This is a genomic window from Solwaraspora sp. WMMA2059, from assembly GCF_027497315.1.
Classification (GTDB): Bacteria; Actinomycetota; Actinomycetes; order Mycobacteriales; family Micromonosporaceae; genus Micromonospora_E.
In genome coordinates this window covers 294,733-317,443 of sequence record NZ_CP114908.1, presented here as the reverse complement: position 1 = coordinate 317,443, position 22,711 = coordinate 294,733, and the positions used below count along the sequence as shown (strand labels likewise).

At 72.2% G+C, this 22,711-nt stretch carries 27 protein-coding genes; 12 read left to right on the top strand and 15 right to left on the bottom strand.

Annotated elements, in window-relative coordinates; genetic code table 11:
• Nucleotides 1-7 precede the first annotated feature (7 nt).
• Nucleotides 8-2,413 (bottom strand): diguanylate cyclase, encoded by a 2,406-nt coding sequence (locus tag O7553_RS01460; protein ID WP_281553110.1) that lies wholly within the window; start codon nucleotides 2,411-2,413, stop codon nucleotides 8-10.
• A gap of 84 nt (nucleotides 2,414-2,497) precedes the next feature.
• Here O7553_RS01460 and O7553_RS01455 point away from each other — a divergent pair, with 84 nt between their 5' ends.
• Both O7553_RS01455 and O7553_RS01450 read left to right on the top strand, forming a co-directional pair.
• Entirely contained in the window at nucleotides 2,498-3,202 is a 705-nt protein-coding gene (locus tag O7553_RS01455) for a 5-formyltetrahydrofolate cyclo-ligase (protein ID WP_281553109.1), read from the top strand.
• A 100-nt stretch (nucleotides 3,203-3,302) separates the two neighbouring features.
• On the top strand, nucleotides 3,303-3,689 hold the full coding sequence (locus O7553_RS01450) for an FmdB family zinc ribbon protein (RefSeq protein ID WP_281553108.1): 387 nt from the start codon (nucleotides 3,303-3,305) through the stop codon (nucleotides 3,687-3,689).
• 28 nt (nucleotides 3,690-3,717) lie between these two features.
• Here O7553_RS01450 and O7553_RS01445 read toward each other — a convergent pair whose 3' ends face one another.
• Nucleotides 3,718-3,900: a hypothetical protein gene (locus tag O7553_RS01445; protein WP_281553107.1), complete on the bottom strand. Its 183-nt coding sequence runs from the start codon at nucleotides 3,898-3,900 to the stop codon at nucleotides 3,718-3,720.
• Nucleotides 3,901-4,017: 117 nt separating this feature from the next.
• On the opposite strand from O7553_RS01445, the gene O7553_RS01440 reads away from it, so the two are divergent.
• The 3 genes from O7553_RS01440 (at nucleotide 4,018) to O7553_RS01430 (ending at nucleotide 5,758) form a co-directional block, all read left to right on the top strand.
• Nucleotides 4,018-4,338, top strand: a complete 321-nt coding sequence (locus tag O7553_RS01440) for a translation initiation factor 2 (protein ID WP_281553106.1) — start codon at nucleotides 4,018-4,020, stop codon at nucleotides 4,336-4,338.
• 116 nt (nucleotides 4,339-4,454) lie between these two features.
• Nucleotides 4,455-4,874, top strand: coding sequence for a Fur family transcriptional regulator (locus O7553_RS01435; RefSeq protein ID WP_281553105.1), 420 nt, complete (start codon nucleotides 4,455-4,457; stop codon nucleotides 4,872-4,874).
• Nucleotides 4,871-5,758 (top strand): oxygenase MpaB family protein, encoded by an 888-nt coding sequence (locus tag O7553_RS01430; protein WP_281553104.1) that lies wholly within the window; start codon nucleotides 4,871-4,873, stop codon nucleotides 5,756-5,758. Before O7553_RS01435 ends, O7553_RS01430 begins: the two co-directional genes overlap by 4 nt.
• On the opposite strand, the gene O7553_RS01425 is transcribed toward O7553_RS01430, so the two are convergent.
• The 9 genes from O7553_RS01425 to O7553_RS01385 all read right to left on the bottom strand — a co-directional run bounded on the left by O7553_RS01425 (nucleotide 5,721) and on the right by O7553_RS01385 (nucleotide 13,047).
• The gene (locus tag O7553_RS01425; protein WP_281555411.1) at nucleotides 5,721-6,575 is read right to left on the bottom strand and encodes a PD-(D/E)XK nuclease family protein; all 855 of its coding nucleotides are present in this window, start codon (nucleotides 6,573-6,575) and stop codon (nucleotides 5,721-5,723) included. The two genes, O7553_RS01430 and O7553_RS01425, sit on opposite strands and share 38 nt — an antisense overlap.
• Before the next feature lie 133 nt (nucleotides 6,576-6,708).
• Nucleotides 6,709-7,323: a MarC family protein gene (locus O7553_RS01420; RefSeq protein WP_281553103.1), complete on the bottom strand. Its 615-nt coding sequence runs from the start codon at nucleotides 7,321-7,323 to the stop codon at nucleotides 6,709-6,711.
• An 89-nt stretch (nucleotides 7,324-7,412) separates the two neighbouring features.
• On the bottom strand, nucleotides 7,413-8,270 hold the full coding sequence (locus O7553_RS01415; RefSeq protein ID WP_281553102.1) for a PHP domain-containing protein: 858 nt from the start codon (nucleotides 8,268-8,270) through the stop codon (nucleotides 7,413-7,415).
• A complete protein-coding gene (locus tag O7553_RS01410) occupies nucleotides 8,267-9,550 on the bottom strand; it encodes a hypothetical protein (RefSeq protein ID WP_281553101.1) in 1,284 nt (427 codons plus the stop codon). Before O7553_RS01410 ends, O7553_RS01415 begins: the two co-directional genes overlap by 4 nt.
• A 70-nt stretch (nucleotides 9,551-9,620) precedes the next feature.
• Nucleotides 9,621-10,244, bottom strand: coding sequence for a SigE family RNA polymerase sigma factor (locus O7553_RS01405; RefSeq protein WP_281553100.1), 624 nt, complete (start codon nucleotides 10,242-10,244; stop codon nucleotides 9,621-9,623).
• Nucleotides 10,245-10,347: 103 nt separating this feature from the next.
• Complete coding sequence (locus O7553_RS01400) at nucleotides 10,348-11,232, bottom strand: PH domain-containing protein (protein ID WP_281553099.1); 885 nt, start codon at nucleotides 11,230-11,232, stop codon at nucleotides 10,348-10,350.
• Nucleotides 11,233-11,238: 6 nt separating this feature from the next.
• Nucleotides 11,239-11,397, bottom strand: coding sequence for a hypothetical protein (locus tag O7553_RS01395; RefSeq protein WP_199757972.1), 159 nt, complete (start codon nucleotides 11,395-11,397; stop codon nucleotides 11,239-11,241).
• Nucleotides 11,398-11,503: 106 nt separating this feature from the next.
• On the bottom strand, nucleotides 11,504-12,223 hold the full coding sequence (locus tag O7553_RS01390; protein ID WP_348650014.1) for a DUF6758 family protein: 720 nt from the start codon (nucleotides 12,221-12,223) through the stop codon (nucleotides 11,504-11,506).
• A 182-nt stretch (nucleotides 12,224-12,405) separates the two neighbouring features.
• Complete coding sequence (locus tag O7553_RS01385; RefSeq protein ID WP_281555409.1) at nucleotides 12,406-13,047, bottom strand: RNA methyltransferase; 642 nt, start codon at nucleotides 13,045-13,047, stop codon at nucleotides 12,406-12,408.
• Between the two features lie 579 nt (nucleotides 13,048-13,626).
• Here O7553_RS01385 and trxA point away from each other — a divergent pair.
• Nucleotides 13,627-13,989: a thioredoxin gene (gene trxA / locus O7553_RS01380; RefSeq protein ID WP_281553098.1), complete on the top strand. Its 363-nt coding sequence runs from the start codon at nucleotides 13,627-13,629 to the stop codon at nucleotides 13,987-13,989.
• Between the two features lie 20 nt (nucleotides 13,990-14,009).
• On the opposite strand, the gene O7553_RS01375 is transcribed toward trxA, so the two are convergent.
• Together O7553_RS01375 and O7553_RS01370 are read right to left on the bottom strand one after the other, a co-directional pair.
• Nucleotides 14,010-14,867, bottom strand: a complete 858-nt coding sequence (locus O7553_RS01375) for a sugar phosphate isomerase/epimerase family protein (protein ID WP_281553097.1) — start codon at nucleotides 14,865-14,867, stop codon at nucleotides 14,010-14,012.
• Complete coding sequence (locus O7553_RS01370; RefSeq protein ID WP_281553096.1) at nucleotides 14,860-16,032, bottom strand: Gfo/Idh/MocA family oxidoreductase; 1,173 nt, start codon at nucleotides 16,030-16,032, stop codon at nucleotides 14,860-14,862. The genes O7553_RS01375 and O7553_RS01370 overlap by 8 nt, the downstream gene beginning before the upstream one ends.
• 305 nt (nucleotides 16,033-16,337) lie before the next feature.
• Between O7553_RS01370 and O7553_RS01365 the strand changes: the two genes are divergently transcribed.
• From O7553_RS01365 to O7553_RS01355, 3 genes are all read left to right on the top strand, one after another.
• Nucleotides 16,338-17,369: a LacI family DNA-binding transcriptional regulator gene (locus tag O7553_RS01365; RefSeq protein ID WP_281553095.1), complete on the top strand. Its 1,032-nt coding sequence runs from the start codon at nucleotides 16,338-16,340 to the stop codon at nucleotides 17,367-17,369.
• 121 nt (nucleotides 17,370-17,490) lie between these two features.
• Complete coding sequence (locus O7553_RS01360; RefSeq protein ID WP_348650015.1) at nucleotides 17,491-18,519, top strand: Rv2578c family radical SAM protein; 1,029 nt, start codon at nucleotides 17,491-17,493, stop codon at nucleotides 18,517-18,519.
• A 9-nt stretch (nucleotides 18,520-18,528) separates the two neighbouring features.
• Nucleotides 18,529-18,936 carry a CoA-binding protein gene (locus tag O7553_RS01355; RefSeq protein ID WP_281553094.1) on the top strand — a complete coding sequence of 136 codons (408 nt, stop codon included), beginning with the start codon at nucleotides 18,529-18,531 and terminating at the stop codon, nucleotides 18,934-18,936.
• 5 nt (nucleotides 18,937-18,941) lie between these two features.
• Here O7553_RS01355 and O7553_RS01350 read toward each other — a convergent pair whose 3' ends face one another.
• Nucleotides 18,942-19,877, bottom strand: coding sequence for an SDR family NAD(P)-dependent oxidoreductase (locus tag O7553_RS01350; protein ID WP_281553093.1), 936 nt, complete (start codon nucleotides 19,875-19,877; stop codon nucleotides 18,942-18,944).
• 111 nt (nucleotides 19,878-19,988) lie between these two features.
• On the opposite strand from O7553_RS01350, the gene O7553_RS01345 reads away from it, so the two are divergent.
• Together O7553_RS01345 and O7553_RS01340 are read left to right on the top strand one after the other, a co-directional pair.
• Nucleotides 19,989-20,468: a DUF4190 domain-containing protein gene (locus O7553_RS01345; RefSeq protein ID WP_281553092.1), complete on the top strand. Its 480-nt coding sequence runs from the start codon at nucleotides 19,989-19,991 to the stop codon at nucleotides 20,466-20,468.
• A 30-nt stretch (nucleotides 20,469-20,498) separates the two neighbouring features.
• Nucleotides 20,499-20,957, top strand: a complete 459-nt coding sequence (locus O7553_RS01340; RefSeq protein ID WP_281553091.1) for a DUF4190 domain-containing protein — start codon at nucleotides 20,499-20,501, stop codon at nucleotides 20,955-20,957.
• 69 nt (nucleotides 20,958-21,026) lie between these two features.
• Here the strand turns inward: O7553_RS01340 and O7553_RS01335 are convergent, their stop codons facing one another.
• Nucleotides 21,027-21,986 (bottom strand): DMT family transporter, encoded by a 960-nt coding sequence (locus tag O7553_RS01335; protein ID WP_281553090.1) that lies wholly within the window; start codon nucleotides 21,984-21,986, stop codon nucleotides 21,027-21,029.
• Between the two features lie 146 nt (nucleotides 21,987-22,132).
• Here O7553_RS01335 and O7553_RS01330 point away from each other — a divergent pair, with 146 nt between their 5' ends.
• Nucleotides 22,133-22,648 carry a hypothetical protein gene (locus O7553_RS01330; protein ID WP_281553089.1) on the top strand — a complete coding sequence of 172 codons (516 nt, stop codon included), beginning with the start codon at nucleotides 22,133-22,135 and terminating at the stop codon, nucleotides 22,646-22,648.
• Nucleotides 22,649-22,711 lie beyond the last annotated feature (63 nt).

Below are 22,711 nucleotides of genomic sequence, written 5' to 3'. Positions count from 1 at the left end.
CGCGAGACTATCGGCCACGGGTCTGTCTCGGCGGGTGTGGCCCGAAAGACGCGCCGCCACCGCGCGACGGTCCGCCCTCCGGGGTGGCCGCGCCGCCGCCTGCCGGTACCCGGGTCGACCGGGCCGGCGCCCGGTCAGCGACATGAAAAGTGTCCCGGCCAGCTGCTTTCGCGGCGTACAGCGCGTCGTCGGCGGCGTCGAGGACCTCCTCGCCGTCGCCGGCGTGGTCCGGGTAGACGGCGATGCCGATCGATACCGTTACCGACACGGTGGCGTGCCCGCGCCGGCCGGCCCCGGCGTACGGCTCGACCCGGATCGGGCGGTCGCGGATCGCGGCGCAGAGCCGCTCCGCGACGGTGGCCGCGCCACGGACGTCGGTCTCCGGCAGCAGCACCACGAACTCCTCGCCGCCCTGTCGGAAGGCCAGGTCCACCTCACGGATCTCGGCGCGGATCCGGCGGGCGAACTCGACCAGGACGCTGTCCCCGGCCGCGTGCCCGTACGTGTCGTTGATGTCCTTGAACCGGTCCAGGTCGAGCACGAGTACGGCGAGCATCCGACCGAACCGGTTGGCCCGTTCGATCTCCCGGTGGATCGACTCCCGCAGGTGCCGGTAGTTCCACAGCCCGGTCAGCGGGTCGGTCACCGACAGCCGCTCGGCCTCCTTGTGCATCCGTACGTTGTTGACCGCCACCGCCGCATGCCCGGCGAAGGTGCGCAGCGTCATCAGATCGGCGTCGTCGAACTCGTCGCCGCCGAGCCGGTCGTAGACGGCCAGCACCCCGAACGCGGCGGGCGCGCCCGGACCGTGCCGGCCGGGGGTACGCTGCCCCCCCGCCCCGGGCGCCCCCACGCCGAGCTCATCGGTCCAGTTCGGCACCGAGAAGGGCACCGCGACATAGGTCCGGCAGGCCGGCTCGTACGCCGACAGGGCCGGACCGTCGCGTTCGATCCGTCCCCGTTTCGGCTGACCACTGACGGCCACCGTGCCGAGCAGCCCACTGCCGAGCGGCACGTGCAGCGTCCCGTCCGGCCCCGCCTGGCTGGCGGCTGTGTCCGGTCCCGCCGGCTGATCGACCGCCGGGCCGGTGCCGGACGACGTGGTGGCCGGGCCGGTGTCGGCCGGGGTCGACCGGTTGGACGACTGGCCGACCAGTACCCCGGCCGCCGGGTCGAGCACCAGGACGGCACCGTCCCGCGCCCCGGTCGCGGCAAGCGCGGTCTGCAGGATCACCCGCAGGATGCGCTGCAGATCGTGGGTGCTCGACAGGGTGTCGCCCAGAATCGTCAGCTGGCCGCGCAGCTGGTCCCGGCTCGCGGTCAGGGCCTGCACGTACGCCTGGGCCTCGCGGGTCATCCGGTTGAAGATGGTGGCGAGCTCGCTCACCTCGTCCGAGCCGCGTACCGGAACCCGGGCGGCCAGGTCACCGTCGACCACCCGACTCGCGGCGTCGGCGAGTTCGGCCAGTGGCTGCGTGGTGGACCGGGCCAGCCACCAGGCGGCGACCACCGCGAGCAGTCCTGCCAGGACGACCGTCGCCACCAGCACCGCGTACAGGCCGGACAGCTGGTCGCGTGGGGTGGACAGCACCATCGGCAGCAGCTGACCGTCGTCCGGGCCGAGCCGGCGCACCTGCCGGCCGCCGTCGGTCCAGCTGGTCCCGCCGTCGGCGAGCTGGCCGGCGGTGGCCACCACGTTTCCCCGCACCTCGGGCGGCTCGGTGCTGTGTACCACCGTGGCCCGGTCGGTGCCGGCGAGCAGGGTGATGCCCACCCCGGTCGATGCGGCGAGCCGGGCGACGAGGTCGGGGTCCAGCAGCTTGACCGCTGACACCTGACCGACCAGGACGTCGTTCTCGTCCCGGACCTCGACGATCGCCGCGAGGGTCGGCATCGCCCCGCTGCCACCGGCGCCGTCCGGCGCGGGTGCCGTCGCCGAGTCGGCGGCGTCCGGCGACCCGGTGCCGGTCGGCGGTCCAGGGCCGGTGTCCACCGGTGGCGCCTGCCACGACTGTCCACTACCGGTGCTGTCAGCTCCACCGTTGTCGTCCCGCCCGCTCGCACAGTCGACCCAGGGCGCCGACGGCGGGTCGGCGGTGGCCACGATCGACGCACCGTCCGGGCCGGTCACCTGGACTGCGGAGGCGAGGCTGCGGGCCACCGCCTGGTCAGCGGCAACGGCCAGTCGGGCCCGATCGGGCAGCAGCAGAGCCACTGCGCCCGCAGCAGCCTCCAGCTGGCTACACAGCGCGTTGACTGAAGTGCCGACGCTGGCGGTGGCCAGGTCGAGGCGTTCGGTGGAGCGGCTCTGCCCGACCGCCGCGACGGTCGCGCCGACGAAGAACGCCCCGAGCAGGACAGGTCCGAGCACGACCGTGAGGAAAGCGGTGGTCAACCGTCCGCGCAGGGTCACGCTTCCCCCAGAGGATTCTGCACCTGATGGTGCGATGCTGACACAAGCCAGATATTCCGCCGCGGTTGCCACCAGGAGTGTTGAGTGTCGGATTTTCCCGATGGAGCGAACCTCTGTCCATCGAGCAAGGACAGACTCCGTGCTGACATTCTCGCGCAGCGGCGCAAGCTGACGTCCGATCAGCTCACCCTGGCCGGTCGCCGGGTCGGGGCCACCGTACGTCAGCTGATCGATCGGGTCAGGCCGGCGCAGGTCGCCGGGTACCTGCCGATCGGCAGCGAACCCGGTGGTCCGGGGCTCGCCGGTCTGCTCGCCGAGGCGGTCGGCGGACCGGACCGGGTGCTGCTGCCGGTCCTGCTGCCCGACCGGGACCTCGACTGGGCCCGGTTCGACGGGCCGAATCCGACCGGCACGACGGGCCGGGCAGGCACATCCGGCCGGGCAGGCACATCCGGCCGGACAGGCACATCCGGCCGGACAGGCACATCCGGCCGGACAGGCACCGCTGGTCTGCGCCAACCGGCCGGTCCCCGGCTGGGCCGCTCGGCGGTGGCCGATGTCGGGCTCATCGTGGTACCGGCCCTCGCCGTCGACCACCACGGCGTACGGCTGGGTCGTGGTGGCGGCTCCTACGACCGGGCGCTCGCCCGGGTACCCGGTGGCGTACCGGTGGTCGCGCTGCTGCACGACGGCGAGCTCCTGCCCCAGGTCCCGGCAGAGCCGCACGACCGACCGGTGGCAGCGGTGATCACACCGTCGGAGGTGCGCTGGTTCACTCCCATGCGGTGAGCTCTGCCGCTTCCCGCTGGACGTAGCGGGGTCCGATGGCGGATCATTGGCACTCGAATGGGTTGAGTGCCAGATGGCCTAGCCAGTGTCGGAGGAGACCGTGCCTACGTACCAGTACGCCTGCACCGCGTGCGGACACCAACTCGAGGCGGTGCAGTCGTTCACCGACGAGCCACTGCGCGACTGCCCGTCGTGCGCCGGGAAACTTCGCAAGGTGTTCAACTCGGTGGGCATCGTCTTCAAGGGCTCCGGCTTCTACCGGACCGACTCGCGCAGCGGCCAGGGCGGCGGCTCGGCCAACGGCTCCTCGGCGCCGTCGTCGGACAAGCCCGCGGAGAAAAAGGACGGCGCGGCATCCTCCGGCGGCAAGACCGACAGCGGTGGCAAGACCGACAGCGGTGGCAGCTCGTCGAGCAGTTCCGGCGGTACGTCGGCGTCCGGCGGCTCGACCAAGGCACCTGCCGCAGCCGGGTCAGCGAACAGCTGACCCGGACCGACGGCGGGCAGACCCACTGTCAGCTCCAGTGCGGCGGCCGCTCGGCCAACAACCATGCGTCGTCCGATCTGGTGGTCCGCTCGCCCCAGCCCAGGTCGGTGTCGTCGCTGGTCTGCTCGGGCAGCAGCGGCGCGTCGTCGTCGCTCAGGTCGACGAGACGATCATCGCCACCACGGCCGTCCGGCACGGTCAGGCCGGTCACCGCTCGTCCGTTGTTCGCACTCCACCAGGCTACCGCCCCGCCGGTGATCCTTCGGAGCCCGACACCGCACTGGCCGAGCCGTCAGGGCAGGCAGGTGAATTGGTAACGTCGTCTGTCGTGACCACAGATGACGGCGCGGGCGACGACGCGTACTGGCGGCGCCCGGACCCGGACGGTCCCGGCGGTGGACCGGGCAGGTCGGCCGGTGTCGGGCCAGTCAACTACAGCGGGCCGCCGGTCGGCGCTCCGCCGCCGCCCGGCTGGCGTCCACCGGTGCTGGTCAATCCGGCGCCACCCGGGACGCTGCCGTTGCAGAACCTGGCGGCGCTCGACGGCGAGGAGCGCAACGCCCGTACGGTCACCTACGGCGTCGGCATGATCGCTGCCGCTGTCATGATCATCCTGACTTGTCTGCTCTGCTCCCGGCTGGTGTTCTGACCGGCGGACCTGGCGCACGCGCACCGCGCGGCAACCACCCGAACCCGCTGTGGCCACCGCCACGGTGCCCACGGTTCTATCTTGTACCGCGCCCACCTGCGTGTTTCGATGGACAGATGCCGGCAGAGGAGGAGTTGCGCAGCCGGGGTCTGCGAGTCACCCGGCCACGGCTCGCCGTCCTCGACGTGCTCGCGCAAGGCGGGCATCTCGGCGTAGACGAGATCGCCCGTCAGGTGCGCAGCCGCATCGAATCCGTCTCCACCCAGGCGGTCTACGACGTGCTCAATGTCTTCGCCGAGGCCGGTCTGGCCCGACGGATCGAGCCGGCCGGTGGCGCGGCACGGTACGAGCGGCGCACCGGGGACAACCACCATCACGTGGTCTGCCGCGAATGCGGCGTGGTCGGCGACGTCGACTGCGCGGTCGGCGCCGCGCCGTGCCTGGAGCCGACCGCCGACCACGGCTTCGCGATTGACGAGGCGGAAGTCACCTTCTGGGGGTTGTGCCCCGGTTGTCAGGCGCGGGCGGCCCGGTGACTGACGACGGCCTCGGGCTGTTCGGGCCCGGATCGGTCACCTGGCGGGTGCACGACGAGCCTGTTCTCGTCGTCGCCGGGCTACGCAGCCTGTACCTGCAGGCGCTGCACCCGAGGGCCATCGCCGGGGTTGCACAGAACTCGAGCTACCGCGCCGATCCATTCGGCCGGCTGATGCGCACATCCACCTACGTGGCGACCACGGTCTGGGGCACCACCGCCGAGGCGGACGCCGCCGCCGCCCGGATCCGCCGGCTGCACGCCCGCCTGCGGGCCACCGACCCGTCCACCGGCACCGAGTTCCGCGTCGACGAACCCGACCTGCTGCGCTGGGTACACGTCGCCGAGGTCGAGTCGTTCCTGGACACCGCCACCCGCGCCGGCCTGCGGCTGACCCCGGACGAGGTGGACCGCTACTACGCCGAGCAGCGGCGCAGCGCGGCACTGGTCGGGCTCGACCCGGACAGCGTCCCCGGCAGCGCGGCCGATGTCGACGCGTACTACCGGGCGGTCCGACCGGACCTGCGGATGACCCGCGAGGCGGCCGACACCGCGCTGTTCCTCACCGCCCCGCCGGTACCCGGTCAGCTCAGTCTGCCGTGGCGGCTCGGGTTGGGTTTCGGCCCGCCCCGGCTGGCGTACCTCGGGGTGGCGGCCACCGCGATCGGCCTGCTGCCGGCCTGGGCCCGGCGGATGTACGGCGGCCTTGGCCTGCCGACCACCGACCGCTGCGCGGCGGTCGCTGCCCGTGGCCTGCGGTTGGCGTTGCGGGCGGTGCCGCGCAACCTGGTGGAGGGGCCGATCCGCGCCGCCGCACGCGACCGGGCGGAACGGGCCGCCGCCCCGGTCACTCCTGCGGCGTACGCGGCTGCGGGGGCGCCGTGAGCAGCCGGTCGACGGCGGCCCACTGCTGCTGCTCCGGGTAGCCGTCACCGGCCGGGCACACCCGTCGGTAGTCGCACCAGCCGCAGAGCGTGCCCGGCGACGCCGGAAACGCGTCGTCCGGGTCTGCGCCGTCGGCGACGGCCCGCTCCGCAGCGGTGATGTCCCGGGCCGTCGCCTCCGCCCGGGTGACCTGCCGGTCGAGCGACTCACTGCTGTGTTCGAAGGAGCTCACCGTACCGGTCGGCAGATGGTGCAGCTCCACCCGCCGGCAGGGCCGGCGGAAGACCCGCTGCGCGGCGTACGCGTACAGCGCGAGCGCCTGCGAGCCACGCGCGTCGTCGGATGTCAGCCCGGCCCGCCCGGTCTTGTAGTCGACGATCACCGCCTCCGGGCCGTCCGGGCCGGTCCGGGCGTCGATCCGGTCGGCCCGACCGTTGAAGGCCAGCACCGCCGTCTTCGCCGCCACCACCCGTTCGACGCCGAGCGGCTCGACGTTCGGGTCAAGCTGCTCCAGGTACGCCTCCAGCCACTGCAGGGCCTGCCGGTACGCGGCGCGTTCCTGCTCCTCGTCGCGGTACCCGTCGCGCACCCAGGTGCCCTTGAGCAGGGCTGCCGCCGCCTCCGGGCGGCGCTGCTGCACCGGGCGGGCGAACCAGGCCCGCAGCGCGGTGTGCACGCTGGCGCCGAGTGAGTTGTGCGCCCACGGCGGGCCTTTGGGCGGCGCCGGCCGGTCGACGTAGCTGTAGCGGAAGCGACGGGGACAGTCGGCGAACGCGGCCAGCTTGCTCGGCGTACAGACGAAGAGCCGCTCGGGCATACCGTCGAAACCGAGCTGCTCGGCCTGGGCGGGACGGGCACCCTTGGCCGGACGGGCGGCGCCGGAGGGCCGCCGGCCCGACGGGGAGGAAGGTCGGGACACGTCCCCGATCCTGCCACGGGACCGCCGACGGTCAGCCGGCGGCCACATAGGAGCGGACAAAGGCGGCGACGGCGTCGGCGATCAGCTGGACTGCGATCGCGGCGAGCAGCAGGCCGGCGATCCGGGTCAGCACCTCGATGCCGCCCGGCCGGAGCACCTTGACGATGCCGCCGGAGAACCGCAACGTCAGCCAGACCACCACCATCACCGCGACGATGCCGAGCGCGATCGCCAGATGGTCGGCGACGGTCTCGGCACGCTGCACGAACAGCATGGTCGCCACGATCGCACCCGGACCAGCCAGCAGCGGGGTGCCCAGCGGGACCAACGCGATGTTGGACGTCGCCTGCTGGCCCGGGTCGTCGGCCTTGCCGGTGAGCAGTTCCAGCGCCACCAGGATGAGCAACAGTCCGCCCGCGGCCTGCAGCGCCGGCAACTCGATGTGCAGGTAGGCGAGCAGCGTCTGCCCGGCGACCGCGAAGACCACGATCACGCCGAGGGCCAGCGCCACCGCTTGCCAGGCGGCCCGACGGCGTTCCCGGACCGGCAACGCTCCGGTGAGTGCGAGGAAGATCGGCACCATGCCGGGCGGATCGGTGATCACCAGCAGGGTCACGAAGACCTCGCCGAACAGCTTGAAGCTCACCAGGTCAACCTAGTGACCGACGAATCGCCGGTCCGGACGGGGCAGGACCGGATCCTTGGTCGCGCTCAGCACCCGGGTCCTGGTCGGGGTCAGATCGGTGGTACGCCGTGAGCCGCCGCCACCAGCCGTTCGTACGCCGCCGCAGTGGTGGTGTGCTCGCCCAGCCGGACCGTCTTGTGGCTGCCGTGGTAGTCGGAGGAACCGGTGGCGACCAGCCCGAGCCCGTCGGCGAGCCGGCGTACGTGTGCCCGCTGGTCCGGCCGGTGATCGGCGTGGTCAGCCTCCAGGCCGGTCAGCCCGGCCGCCGCCAGGTCGGCGACCATGCTGTCCGGCACGGTCCGCCCTCGCTTGGTCGCGGCCGGGTGGGCGAAAACCGTGACCCCGCCCGCCTCGTGCACCAGCCGGACGGCGGCGAAGACGTCGAGGTCGTCCTTTGGCAGCCGGTAACGCTGGCCGAGCCATTCCGGCCGGAACGCCTCGTCGGTGTCGGCGACCAGGCCGGCCCGGATCAGGGCCTGGGCGATGTGCGGCCGGCCGACGGAGCCGCCGGCGGCGTAGCCGAGCACCGCGTCCCAGCTGATGTCGAAGCCGTCGGCGCGCAGCCGGTCAACGATACGCTCGCCGCGTACCGCCCGGGCCGCCCGGATCCGGTCCAGCTCGGCGGTCAACGGAGCGTAGGTCGGATCGAACAGGTAGCCGAGCAGGTGCAGCGGGATGGACGGCTCGGTGCCGTACCACCGGCAGGAGATCTCGGCGCCCCGGATCAGCGTGAGCCCGGGCGGGCGGGCCGCGGCCGCCGGTGCCCAGCCGGCGGTGGTGTCATGGTCGGTGAGTGCCAGCACCGTGAGACCTGCGGCGCTGGCCTGCCGGACCAGGTCCGCCGGATCGACGGTGCCGTCGCTGGCGGTGGAATGGGTGTGCAGGTCGATCCGGCTGTCGACAGTCATCGGCGGTCCGGGGCACCGGCGACCAGCACCGGTTCGGCGTCGACGGCGGTCGAGGCTGGTACGGCGATGTGCTCCACCGCTCCACCCTGGCCAGTGCTGATCCGGTCCACGTTGATCTGGACCAACTGGTTGACGCCGGCCGCGTGCACCACGCTGTCCTGATCCACCCAGACGGTGCTGCCGGCAAGCCGCTGCCCGGCTTCCCGCACCGCGCCGATCTGGTCGTCGAAGACCTGGTTCAGGTCGACGAGCAGGGCCAGCTCCGGCTCGCTGGCCGCCCGCGCGTCCGCGACTCCGTTGGCTACCAGCCACCTGCCGTCCGCGGAGACCGCTCCCCGGCCGTCTCCGGTCAACGGCACCGTACAGGCGGTCTTCACCGCGGTGAGGCCCTGTTCGACATCCAGCAGGGCCAGGCAGGGACCGCCGGACGCATCGTGCACCTGGGCGACGACGGTCTGTCCGTCCGGCAACGCGCCGTACACGACACTGGCTGTCTCGCTCCAGCTGGTCCCCTCACCCTGGCCGGGCCGCCAGACGCCGTAGCCGCGGCGCCGCTCGCCGCCTCCCTCGCGTTCCAGCAGTACGGCGTCGCCGGCGAAGCCGACCGGCCGGCTCTGCTCCGGTGCCCGACCGCGTCTGGCGCCGGCCAGCTCACCGTGCACCACCGAGGCCACGGTCAGCTCGGCGCCGTGCCGCCAGGCGATCCGGGTACCGACCGGATCGACCGCAACCGCGTCGACACCGGCCAGTACCACCTGCGGAGCGGTGTCGGGGGCCACGAACCACACTCCGGCCGCACCGTCTGCCGATGTCTCGGTAACGACGAGCCAACCGTCCGCCAACCGGCTGGCCTGGGCGACGCCACCGATCTGGGCGAGGTCCATCCGCTGGCCGTCGACGGTGTGCAGTTCGCCGGCCACCACGAGGTCGACCGGAGGTGCCTGGGTGGCGGCCAGCGGTTGACTGCGCAGGTCTTCACTGAACGGCAGCGGGGCAGCCGGAGCGGCCGGGGTGCTGGCTGCGACGTCCCCGCCGGTCACCGCCAGCGGTTCAGCCAGGGTCGGCGGTTCCAAGCCGTCAACGACCAGCAGATGGCTACTGGCGACGCCGGCGGTGGCGAACAGGCAGAGACCGACCGCCGCAGCGGCTCCGTTGCGGGCCCGGCGGGACCGCCGGGCCCGACGCACCGCGCGGTCGGCGAGATCGGCGACCGCGGGTGGGTCGACGGCCTGGTCGCTAAGGCACTGCCGCAGCGCTCGCTCAAGGTCGTCGGTCGCCACGACAGATGGACGCCGCCGTGTCGGTGGAAGGTTGTCGCTGGGCGGTCCGGAAAGGGGAGTCACCGGTTCGCTACACCACTACTCGGGTGGATCGGACCGGTGCCGCCTGGGTCGGTGCCGGCAGCGGGCGGGCGGTGGTCGGCACCGCCACGGCGGGCCGGGTTGGGCGGGATGTGACTGTGGCCGGAGCGAGGTGTGGTTCCTCGGCGGCGAGCCGTTTGCGCAGCGTGCCGAGCGCCCGGGAAGTCTGACTCTTCACCGTGCCCGGTGAGATGTTCAACAGCGCGGCGGTCTGGGCCTCGGAGAGGTCTTCGTAGTAGCGCAGTACCAGTACCGCACGTTGCCGGGCTGGCAACGCCTTGACATGGCGCCAGAGCACGTCCCGGTCCAGCTGCTGTTGGATGAGGTCCGGGCCGGCCCGTTCCGGCAGCGTCTCCGTGGGACGTTCACCGTGCCAGCGTCGACGCCACCAACTGGTCGCGGTGTTGACCAGCACCCGGCGGGCGTACGGCTCGACCGCCTCGATCTGGCCGAGCCGCTTCCAGGCCAGGTACGTCTTGGTCAGCGCGGTCTGCAGCAGGTCCTCGGCGGTCGCCCAGTCACCGGCGAGCAGATAGGCGGTACGCAGCAGCGCCCCGGAACGGGATGCGACGAACTCGCGGAAGTCCTCCTCCACGGAGTCCCTGGGCGTCATCGGCTACCTCCCCCGTCGCCGGACACGGTACGCCGGACAGGACGGTGTCGGGGTCGGACCGACCGGTGGCGGGGCCGGGCGGAGGGACGCAACCGCGACGCCGTCACGCTCCGTCTTCCGCCTTGGCGGCGGCTTCGTCCTTGCTCAACCGTGCCTCCACAGCCTGCGGCTCGTACATCTCCTCGACCACCCGGAGGTAGAGCTCGTTCGGGTTCGGCAGGTGCTTGACCTCGCGTAGCGCCTGCTCTTGGCCGGCCGACTCGAGAATGAACGTGCCGTAGTTGAGGAAGCGGCCGAGCGGTGACTGCTCGTACTTCATGTCGGTCACCCGCAGCAGCGGCATCATCGCCACGTTACGGGTGACGATGCCGTTCACCACCATCACCCGCTTGTTGGTGAGAATGAAGCGGTCGAACCACCAGTCGGCGATCTTCCAGCCGACCCAGCCGAGCACACCGAGCCAGAGCAGCACCGCCACCGTGGTCAGCCCACCGACGTCCTGCCCGGCGAGAAAGCCGGAGAGGTAGCCGAGGACGAAGGTCGCGACCACCCCGATCAGCAGTGGGGTGATCAGGTGGATCCAGTGCCGTTTCCACTCGCCCCGGTAGCGTTCGGTGGGGAAGAGGTACCGCGCGACCAGCGGGGTCGGCTCGTCCTCAAGTGGCAGCACCCGGCGCGGCTGCACCGGCATGCCGGAGGCGTCGACCTGCAGGCCGGCAAGCTCGTCGGCGGAGATGTCCGGCGGCGAGTAACTGATGATCGGCTCGTCGGGCACCTGGCGGGTGCCACCACCGGACCGGCCGCCGTAACCGGCGCTGCTGGCGTACGCCGGACCATCCGAGTACGCCGGACCATCCCCGTAGGACGGCCCCGCACCGAAGTGGGGGCCGTCCTCCGGATGGATCTGCGGAATCGGCTCGGTGTCGCGTTGACGGCGCCGGCGGGCGGCCTCGTCGTCAGCGTCGGGGGGCTCGGAGGGGTTGCCCATGGGCGACTAGGCCACGAGGCTGGTGAAGAAGTCGCCGAACCCTTGCGCTATGTCGACGATCCCGCCGCCCACCGACTTGAACACGTCGGCCGCCGAGTCAGGCCGGAACGCGACGAAGAAAATCAGGAACGCGATTCCGCCCCAGGTGAGGACCTTCTTGACCATTGCGGGCCATCCCCCTCCGTGTGGCGCGCCGCGACGCTCGTCCCGGCGTTACTAGAATATCAGCCCATCGTCCCACGGTGGTGTAGTTGATCGTGGGAAAAGGTGTTCACGCTTTCCCGTGCAGGTACGGCGACGGCGCGCCGTACACGATCCCGGCCGGCACCTCCTCGGACAGGTCGTGCAGGACGATCTCCTCGGCCAGCAGGTAGCCGGCGTTCGCCGGCCAGGCCACTGCGTACAGCCACAGGCCGCGCGCCTCGCCGACGTAGGCACAGCGGTCCGGCTCGGCCGGAATCGACCACAAGGGAGTCGGATGTCCACCAGCCCGCAACTTGGCGTGCGGACCGCCACCGCCCGGACCGCTACCGCCGGTGGATCGACGGTCACCGACCGCCGGCCGGTCACCGAGCACTCCGGCCAGCAACTGCCCGGGATCCGGGCCGGGTAGCCCGGCGAACCGGGTGCCCAGACCCACCCCGGGCTCCTCGGCCACCAGCACCAGATCTGCCGGCCCGCCGGAGACCGGAGCGGGGCCGCTGAACGCGGTGACCGTCGCCCGGACCGCCTCCCGGTCGTCGCCGACCCAGCCGACACCGGTCAACGTCCAGCCTGCCAGCAGCGGCCAGATCGCCCACAGTGGCACCGGCACGGCCGCACCCGGCCCGGCGGTGGCCAGCAGCCGGTGCGCCACACTCGCGACGATCTCGGCCCCGATGTGCTCGGCGACGTGCAGCGGGGGCACCGGCCCGCAACCGTCACAGCGGGACTCGGTGTGCATCAGGTCAGGCGGCCGCACCGGGCCTCCGCAGCGAGGACAGCTCACCATCACACCCACGCCACCCACGTTGCTCGCCGCGCCGCTCCCCCGTCAAGCGAACCGGCTTTTTCAGTCGTTCTTTCCCTCTGTCGCGGGTCGGTACGCCCACCTGGCCAGGACCTTCGCCGCTACCGCCCGAGTCCACCCGGCCTCAGCCCGGTCGACGCGGCTGCCGTCCGGCCCGTGCGCGGCTACCGCCGGGTCGGTGCCGGTGGCCCGGCGGGGTCCGGCGGTGGCCCGGCGTGCGCCTGGATCCACGCGTGCATCGCGATGCCGCTCGCCACGCCGGCGTTGATCGACCGGGTGGAACCGTACTGGGCGATCGAGAACAGCAGCTCGCAGCCGGCCCGGGCGTCGTCGGACAGACCGGGGCCCTCCTGTCCGAACAGCAGGACGCAGCGGCGCGGCAACCGTACCGTCTCGATCGGCCGGGAACCGGCCAAATTGTCGATCCCGACGACCGGCAGTCGGAGCCGACCTGCCCAGGCCAGCAGACCGGCGATGTCGGCGTGGTGGCGGACGTGCTGGTACCGGTCGGTGACCATGGCACCCCGGCGGTTCCACCGACGCCGCCCGACGATGTGCACCTCGGCGGCGAGAAAGGCGTTCGCGTTACGGACCACCGTGCCGATGTTCAGGTCGTGCTGCCAGTTCTCGATCGCCACATGGAACGAGTGCCGGCGCTGGTCGAGGTCGGCGACGATCGACTCGCGGCGCCAGTACCGGTAACGGTCGACGACGTTGCGGCGGTCCCCGGCGGCGAGCAGTTCGGGGTCGTAACGTGGGTCCGAGGGCCAGTCACCGGGCCACGGGCCGACGCCGATCTGCGCCACGTCGGCCCGGGCGTCGTCACTGACTCCGTCGCCGACCGGCGGACCCGACCGCGCTGCGCTCTGCCACTGTTCCACGCTCTGCAGAGCCTACGGACCCGTCACACCGGCACCGGGATGCGGGACGTCGCGCCCCAGGGGCGACCGGTGGGCCGGTGGCCGCGCGTCCCCGCGCTCCTGGACGGGCCTCGTTTCCGGGCCTGGACGCAATGAACGGCGGGGCCCTCCCCGGCACCCGCCGTCCACGCTCTGATGTCTTGAGATTCTGCCGGACCCACCCCGGCTCGGGAAGGGCAGGAGCGGAGACGGAAGTCACAGTTATCGTTTTGTTACGTTACAGTGAGTAGTCAAATCGAAGACCCAACCGATCCACCAGCGGCGGTGTTTGTCCTAGTCACCCCGCCACTTTTCGATGAAACCGGGCACCACCTGCAAGAACTGCTGGAAACGCTCCCATCACGATGAGTGACCGCGAGTTGGCGCGTTTCGCGAGGTATCGATCGGGAATGCCGTAGCACGCAGAGCGGTTTCCCACGGTAGACCGGGGAATCACGGCCCCACATCTGGCGATCGGAGACATCGATGGCAACCGCTGAGCTAACCGCCGAGAACTTCGACGAGGTAACCTCCGGCGACGGCATCGTCCTGGTTGATTTCTGGGCGAGTTGGTGCAAACCCTGCGTGCGGTTCGCGCCCGTCTACGAGCGCTCGTCCGAGAAGCACACCGACATCACCTTCGGCAAGGTGGACACCGAGGCGCAGCAGGCGCTCGCCGCCAAGTTCGACATCCGGTCAATCCCGACGATCATGGCCATCCGCGACGGCGTCGTCGTCTTCGCGCAGCCCGGCGCGCTCCCGGAGTCCGCATTGGAGTCGCTGATCGAGCAGGTCAGGGCGCTCGACATGGACGACGTTCGCAAGCAGCTGGCATCGCACAACCACTGACCGTGCACGGTCAGGGCGGGCTACCGGTCGCCGACCGCTGACCGGTAGCCCGCGACCGTGGCCGCCAGCACCTGGGCTCCCGGTCGCTGCCACACCAGCTCGTGGAACACCTCGACCTCCACCGGCCCGGTGTAGCCGGCCGCGTCCACCGCCGTGGCGAACCTGCCGAGGTCGATGCAGCCGGAGCCCGGCAGACCGCGTCCCAGCAGGACCCCCGCCGGCAGCGGGGTGATCCAGTCGGCGAGTTGGAAGCAGGCGATCCGACCGGCCCGACCGGCCCGCTCGATCTGCGCCCACACCTGGTCGTCCCACCACACGTGGTAGGTGTCGACCACCACGCCGACCGCCTCCGCCGGGTACGGCTCAGCGAGATCCAGCGCCTGGCCGAGCGTCGACACCACGCACCGGTCGGCGCAGAACATCGGATGCAACGGCTCGATCGCCAGGGTCACCCCGGCCTGCAACGCGTACGGAACCAGTCGGCCGACCGCGTCACCGACCCGGGCCCGGGCACCATCCAGATCTCGGCCGTCCTGGCCGCCCGAGACCAGCACGAGGACCGGGGCGCCGAGTTCGGCGGCCTCGTCGATGGCGCGCCGGTTGTCGTCGTACCAGTCGTCCGAGCCGAAAAAGCCGCCCCGGCACAGCGAGGTGACCGGCAGACCGGCACCCCGGCACAGTTCGGCGGTGCGGCGCAGTCCGTACGCGGCGGTCTCCTCGCGCCACAGGCCGACCCCGCGGACCCCGACGGCGACGCAGCCGGCGACCAGCTCCGGCAGCGGCCAGCGTCGGGTGGTCGCCGCGTTGAGCGCGAACCGGGGCGGCACCGGCCCGACACCGGCCGCCGGTACCTCGATCCCGGCGAACGGGTCACTCACCGGTCAGCTCCGGCACCTCGATCCGCCGGCCCTCCCGTGCCGACCGCAGGCCCAGTTCGGCGAGCTGCACCCCCCGCGCGCCGGCCCACAGGTCCCAGCCGTACGGGGCGTCCTCGACGACGTGCCGCAGGAAAAGCTCCCACTGCGCCTTGAACCCGTTGTCGAACTCCTCGTTGTCGGGCACCGTCTGCCACTGCGCGCGGAACTCCTCGGTGACCGGCAGGTCCGGGTTCCACACTGGTTTCGGCGTGGTCGAGCGGTGCTGGACCCGGCAGTCGCGCAACCCGGCGACCGCACTGCCCTCGGTGCCGTCCACCTGGAACTCCACCAGTTCGTCGCGGTACACCCGGACCGCCCAGGACGAGTTGATCTGGGCGATGATCCGGCCACCGTCGGGCCCCGGCCGGTCGATCTCGAAGATGCCGTACGCGGCGTCGTCCGCCGTGGCGTCGTACGGTTCGCCCGACTCGTCCCAGCGGCGGTCGACGTGAGTGGCCACCTGCGCGGTCACCGACGTCACCCGGCCGAAGATCTGCTCCAGCACGTAGTGCCAGTGCGGGAACATGTCCACGGTGATCCCGCCGCCGTCCGCCGCCCGGTAGTTCCACGACGGCCGCTGCGCGGACTGCCAGTCCCCCTCGAACACCCAGTAGCCGAATTCGCCGCGTACCGACAGGATCCGGCCGAAGAAGCCGCCCTTGACCAGCCGATCGAGCTTACGCAGGCCGGGCAGGAACAGCTTGTCCTGCACGACACCGTGCTTGATCCCGGCCGCGTCGGCGAGCCGGGCCAGGTCGACCGCACCGGCCAGATCCTCGGCGGTGGGCTTCTCGGTGTAGATGTGTTTGCCCGCCTCGATCGCCAGCCGCAGCGACTTCTCCCGCTGCGCGGTGACCTGCGCGTCGAAGTAGATCTGCAGGTCGGGGCGGGCCATCGCGGCGGCGAGATCGGTGGTCCACTCGGTGAGGCCGTGCCGGTCGGCGACTTCACGCAGCTTGTTCTCGTTCCGCCCGACCAGCACTGGTTCCGGCCACAGCCGGGTGCCGTCGGCCAGCAACAGTCCACCTTGGTCCCGGATGGCGAGCAAGGACCGGACCAGGTGCTGCCGGTATCCCATCCGACCGGTGACACCGTTGAGGATGATCCCGATGGTGGTGCGGGCCATGCCTCGCCTCCTTCGACTTGGTGGTGGTGGGAGTTCGTGCTAGCGAGCTGTGCTAGCGAGAAAGTTGGGCTGGCGGGAAGTGTCAGGTGTCCGGCGCAGGTCAGCGAGGCAGTGGGAACCCCTGAGGTAAGCGCTTTCCGGCGTACGCTACTGCCTCTCCACGGCGTTCGGCAAGGGCTTTCCCGGCTCACCGCCGGCCAGTCACGCTATCCTCACCGCAAGCATTCCGGGCCGCGCACAATGCCGCGAGCCTCCGGCCTGGCCGGCTCCCGCTCCGCTGCGGGAGCCCGGGAAAGGAGCGGGTCGTGGCCACACTGGCCGATGTCGCGAAGCGCGCCGGCGTGTCCCCGGCCACCGCCTCGCGGATCATCAACGGCAGCAGCAAACCGGTCACCGAAGCCCTGCGCGAGCGGGTACTGGCTGCGGTCGAGGAGCTGCAGTACGTCCCGAACGCCCACGCGCAGTCACTGGCCCGGTCGCACCGCAGCGCAATCGGCGTCATCGTGCACGACGTGTCCGACCCGTACTTCGCGGAGATCACCCGCGGCCTGCAACGGGTGGCGACCGAACACGGCCGGCTGGTGATCATCTGCAACAGCTACCGGGACCCGGACAAGGAACTGCAGTACGTCGAGCTGCTCCGCGCCCACCAGGTGGCGGCGATCGTCCTCGCCGGATCCGGCTACCACGACGAAGCGTTCACCGCGACGCTCGCCGGCAAGCTGCGGGTGTACGAGCGCACCGGCGGGCGGGTGGCGGTGATCGGCCGGCACGAGCATGCCGGCGACGCAGTGGTGCCGGACAACGAGATGGGCGGCTACCTGCTCGGCGCCGAGCTCCACTCCCTCGGGCACACCAACTTCGGGGTCGTCGCCGGGCCGAAGGCGCTGACCACCACCACCGACCGGCTCGCCGGGCTGCGTCGGGCCGCCCGCGAACACGGTCAGAAGCTGCCGGCCCGGCGGGTGGCGTACGCCGACTTCGACCGGGCCAGTGGCGCCGCCGCGGCGGCCAGCCTGCTGGATGCCGAGCCCGGACTGACCGCGATCGCGGCACTGAACGACTCGATGGCGATCGGCGTACTGGCGCTGCTGCGCTCCCGCGGCATCGTCGTGCCCGGCCAGTTCAGCGTGGTCGGCTTCGACGACATGCCGGTCGCCCGGGATGTCACCCCGGCGCTGACCACCGTACGGCTGCCGCTGGCCGAAATGGGCGCCCGGGCGATGACGCTGGCGCTGCAGTCGTCCGGCGGGGCACGCCCACCGCTCATCGAGGAGATCGGCGCCGAGCTCGTCCGCCGGGACAGCGCCGGGCCGCCCCGGACCGGTGGGAGCTGACCACCGCGGACCAGTGCGATCCGACCGGCACGGACCTGGGTGATCCGACCGGCACGGACCTGGGTGATCCGACCGGCCCGCCGACTTGCTCCGGCGTCGCACATATGTTCGAATGATGGCCATGCGTTGGGACACCTTGTCGGCTCCCCCCGACCAGCAGGTCCCTCCGGGGGCAGCGCCGGCGGCTCCACCCCTGCCGCTGGCGCTGCCCGAGGCCGTGCAGCGCACCTTCGACACGCCCGGCTTCGCCGGGATGACCTTCTACGAGATCCACGCCCGGTCGATCATCAACCGGGTACGCGGCTCCGGCCGCGTCCCGTTCGAGTGGACCGTCAACCCGTACCGCGGCTGCGGCCACGCCTGCACATACTGCTTCGCCCGAAACACCCACACCTACCTGGACCTCGACGCCGGCCTCGACTTCGACACGAAGATCGTCGTGAAGGTCAACGCCGCGGCGCTGCTCCGCCGGGAGCTGGCCGCCCCCGGCTGGTCGGGCGGGCCGATCGCGATGGGCACCAACGTCGACTGCTACCAGCGCGCCGAGGGACGCTACCGGCTGATGCCCGGAATCATCGACGCGCTGAGTGCCGCCGCCAATCCGTTCTCGATCCTCACCAAGGGCACGTTGATCCTGCGGGATCTGCCGCTGCTGCGCCGGGCCGCCCAGGTCACCCGGGTCAGCCTGGCCATGTCGGTCGGGTTCGTCGACGAGCCCCTGTGGCGGGCGGTCGAGCCCGGCGCGCCGAGCCCGTCCCGACGACTCGACACGGTCCGCGCGTTGACCGACGCCGGCTTCGACGTCGGGGTGCTGATGGCGCCGATCCTGCCCGGGCTGACCGACGACGCGGAGTCGATCGAGGCCACCGTCGGCGCGATCGCCCGGGCCGGCGCGGTCAGCGTCACCCCGCTGCCGCTGCATCTGCGCCCCGGCGCCCGCGAGTGGTACGCCGCCTGGCTTGGCCGGACCCGCCCCGATCTCGTCCCGCGTTATCGGGCGCTGTTCCGCTCCGGATCCTACCTGCCGCAGGCGTACCAGCGAGAGGTCGTGGGCCGGGTGCGGATGGCCGCCCGCCGGCACGGCCTGTCCCCGACCGGGCCGGGTGCCGCCCGCCGGATCGACGAGGCGGACGGCGTCACCGGGAACTAGGCTCGACGGGTGAGGACTCCGCAACAGATCCTGGCCGACGCGCGGACCATCGCCGTCGTCGGCGCGTCACGTGACCCGGCGAAGTCGGCGCACAGCGTGCCGGCGCAGCTCATCCGCTACGGCTGGCGGGTCATTCCGGTCAACCCGCACGTCGCCGAGATCTTCGGTCAGCCGACCTACCCGAGCCTCGCCGAGCTCGACGTACCGGTCGATCTGGTCAACGTCTTCCGGCCGGTACCGGAGGCCGTCGAGGTGGTACGTGCCGCGGTGCGGATCGGCGCCCCCGCCGTGTGGCTGCAGAGCGGGATCGCCTCGCCGGTCGCCCGCGACATCGCCGCCGCGGCCGGTATCGACTACGTCGAGGACCGGTGCACGGCCGTCGAACGAGCCCTCGGTGGCCTCACCCGGACCGGCTGACCCGATCAGCGGTACTCGGCCTCCCGGACGCTGTTGCCACCGTCGACGACGAGCATCTGGCCGGTGATGTAGGAGGCGGCCGGCGAGCAGAAGAAGGCGATGGCCGCGGCCACCTCGTCCGGGGTGCCGGGACGGCCGATCGGCGTACCCATGCCCTGCTTGAGCTCGGTGACCGTCGACGCGGCCGTGTAGATCGTGCCCGGTGCGACCGCGTTGACGGTCACGCCGTCGGCGACCATCTCCATCGCCAGCGCCCGGGTGAGCCCGACCACGCCGGCCTTCGCAGCCGCGTACCCCGCCTCGGTGGGCAGCGCGTTGACCGGCCCGGCGGTGGCTGCCAGGTTGACGATCCGACCCCAGCCACGCTCCGACATCCCACCGATGAAGGCCCGGCTGCACAGGAACGCGGTGGTGAGGTTACGGTCGATCTCCGCCCGCCACTCCTCGAAGGTGAGCTGGGCCACCGGCCGCAACACCTCCGGGCTTGCCCGACTGGCCAGCCCTGCGTTGTTGACCAGTACCTCCACGTCGCCCAACTGTTCGGACACCGCGTCCGCCAACGCGCCGACCTCGGCCTCGTCGGTCAGATCCGCGACGAACCCGGTCGCGCCGAGCTCCGCCGCCCGCTCGTGGATCCGCCGGGTGGTGGAGACGATCGCCACCCGGGCGCCGAGCTCGCCGAGCCGTCGGGCCGTGGCGAAACCGATCCCGTCCGAGCTGCCAGCACCGGTCACCAGTGCGACCCGGCCGTCAAGACGCAACGTGCCGAGCTCAGGTGCCGGCCCGGCCGCACCGTCCGGATCCGTCCCGGCCCGTTCCGGACCGGACGCGACGGCGGCCGAGCGCTGGTCCGACCCGGGGCGCAGGGTGGCGACCGGGGACGGGGGTGGGCCGGCGTCCTGTCCAGCGCTGCCGATCACGGCTCGTACGTCAGAAACCATGGACTGATCCTGCCCGCTTGCGCCGTCGCGGGCAACGACGCCGCCCATGAGCGGTTCGCCGGTACCGACTACTGTGATCGGGCGAACCCTCCCGCAGAGAGACCACCGCCGATGAGCCAACCCCAGCAGCCGGGCAACTGGAGCGATCCGTCCTGGCCGAGCCACCACTCGCCGGCCGGCTACCCGGCGCCCGGCCAGCAGCCAGCCGGGTACGGCGTGCCCGGCCAGCAGCCAACCGGCTACCCGGCGACCGGCTACCCGCCTGCCGGGTACGCCGCGCCGGGCTACCCGTATCCGCCGCCCGCCCCGATGCCGATGAACGGCCGGGCGATCGCCGCGCTGGTCCTCGGCGTCCTCGGCATCGTCGGGCTGTGCGGCTACCTGGTGCCCGGGTTGATCGGCATCGTCGGCGCGCTGCTCGGGCACTCCGCCCGGCGTCAGATCCGCACCGCGGCCGAGCAGGGTCGTCCGGAGCAGGGCGACGGGATGGCACTGGCCGGGGTGATCACCGGCTGGATCGCCTTCGGTCTCGGGCTGGCCGGGGCGGTTCTCGTCACGATCGCGATCGCAGCCAGCATCAGCCAGAGCTAGCAGCAGCCGGGCCCACAGAAGGAGATCCGGGTGAAGGAGCCAGACGTCGGCGGCCAGATCCGCCCGCCAGCACCGCAGTCCCCGTCGGCCGGCGCCGGGCCGGCACCGGCCGACGGACAACCGCCACGCGGCGAGCTACCGCCGCCGGGCCAGTACCCGCCACCGGGCAATCCGGCCGGCGGGTACCCGTACGGCGGGTACCCGTACGGCTACGTCGCGCCGCAACCGACGAACAGCATGGCACTCGCGTCGTTCATCGTGTCGCTGGTCAGCCTGTTCAGCTGCCCGCTGCTCGGTGGGATCGCGGTCTACCTCGGGCGCCGGGGCCGCGACGAGATTCACCGGACCGGCCAGCAGGGCGACGGGCTCGCCCAGGCCGGCGTGATCATCGGCTGGTGCGGGGTCGGCTTCGGGGTGCTGATTGCACTGTTCACGGTGGTCTACTTCGGATTCATCATCACCATGCTCAACACCACGGCCGGCGTCTGAGCCTGGCGGCGGGCCGGCCGGGTAGCGGCGGGCCGGCCGGGGCCGGGCGGTGCCGGGGCGAGGTCCGGGTCAGGCCGGTGGACCGGCCTCCGGCGGCAGCGGCGGCGGCGACGTGCGGCTGCGGGTCCCGCCGAGTACGACCACCGCGACACCGACCAGCAGCAACCCGAGCCCGGGCAACGTGGCGGTACGGGGCACCTGGCCCAACCACAGCCAGGCAATCAGCGCGGCACCGGGCACCTCCAGCAGGATGAGCACACTGACGGTGGTCGCGGGGATCTTGTGCAGGGCGTAGCTGAACATCGAATGGCCGAGCAGCTGGGCACCGACCACCAGGCCGAGGACCGCCAACCAGGCCGAGCCCGGGAATCCGGTCAGTTGGATCCCGCCGGCCAGGCAGACGACGAGCAGCACGCCCGCGCAGACGCCGTAGCAGATCGTGGTGTACGTGGTGGTACTGATCGTCTGCCGGGCCTGCTCGCCGAGCGCGGTGTAGCAGGCGGCGAAGACCGCCCCGGCCAGGGCCAGCAGGTCACCGAGGACAGCCTGCGCGTCGAATCCGACATCGGCGCCGGTGGCGAGCACCGCGCCGAGCACCGCGAGACCGATCCCGCCCCAGGTGACCAGCGGCAGTCGCCGGCCCTGAGCCAGGGCGATCAGGCCCTGCCAGACCGGCTGGGTGGCGACCAGCGCGGTGGCGGTCGCCACCGAGGTGAGCTGTGCACTCGGCATCCAGGTGCCGAAATGCGCGGCGAGCGCGACACCGGCCAGCGCACTCGAGCCGGCCTGGCTACGGCCGCCCGGTTGGGCCAGCAGCCGCAGCTCAGGCCGACGCCGGGCCAGTACGAAGGGCGCGACCGCACCGGTGGCCAGCACGTTGCGCCAGAAGGCGACGGCGAGGGCGGGCGCGGCGGCGAACGCGATCAGCGGCGCCGAGGTGGACACGGCGAGTACGGCGATCGCGGTGGCACCGGTGGCGAGCAGTTCACCCCGGCCGCCCGGACCGGAGGGGTGGGCACCGGAGGACACGGGATCTGATCCTCACAGACTACCGACCGGGTCCGTGCACCGGGACCGCGTCGACGGGCCGGCAACAGACCGTCGACAGGCCAGGGCGTCATCTGCGAGCCGGCTGCGGCGCGACACCGCGCTGGGACTACGGCAGGATGGTCGGCATGCCCGACCCAGCAGAGACCGGCGAGGCCGCCCCACTGGTGGACGAGGCCGGCAAGAAGGCCGCGGTCGCGTGGGTCTCGGTCGACGGCGCGCCCGCCCGGGCCCTGTGGTGCGTGCCGGCCGACGGTTCGCTGCACGTGGTGACCGGTACCGGCGAACAGGCCGCCGCCGGGCTGGCGGCCGGCGTACCGGCGACGGTGACCCTGCGGGGCGATCACGGCGGCCGGATCGTGTCCTGGCCCGCTGAGGTGACGCTGATCGAGCCGGCCGACCCTGACTGGGAGTCGATCGCGGCCCAGGTTGCCGCCAAACGGCTGAACGCCCCGGGCAGCCCGGCCGACCTGGTGCGCCGGTGGGCCGACGAGTGTCAGCTGTACCGCCTGACCCCGGCCGGGCCGCCGGTGGCGGCCGGCGCGTCACTGCCGGACGGATCGCTCGCCGCGCCGCCCCGCCCCAGCACGGTCACCCGGCCGACCCGTCGTCCATTCCGCCTGCACCGGGTCCGCCGGCGCTGAAGCGCGCCGGGCCTGCGCCGGGCCGCGATCCGGACAACCGGGCGACCCACGCCGGGTCGAGGG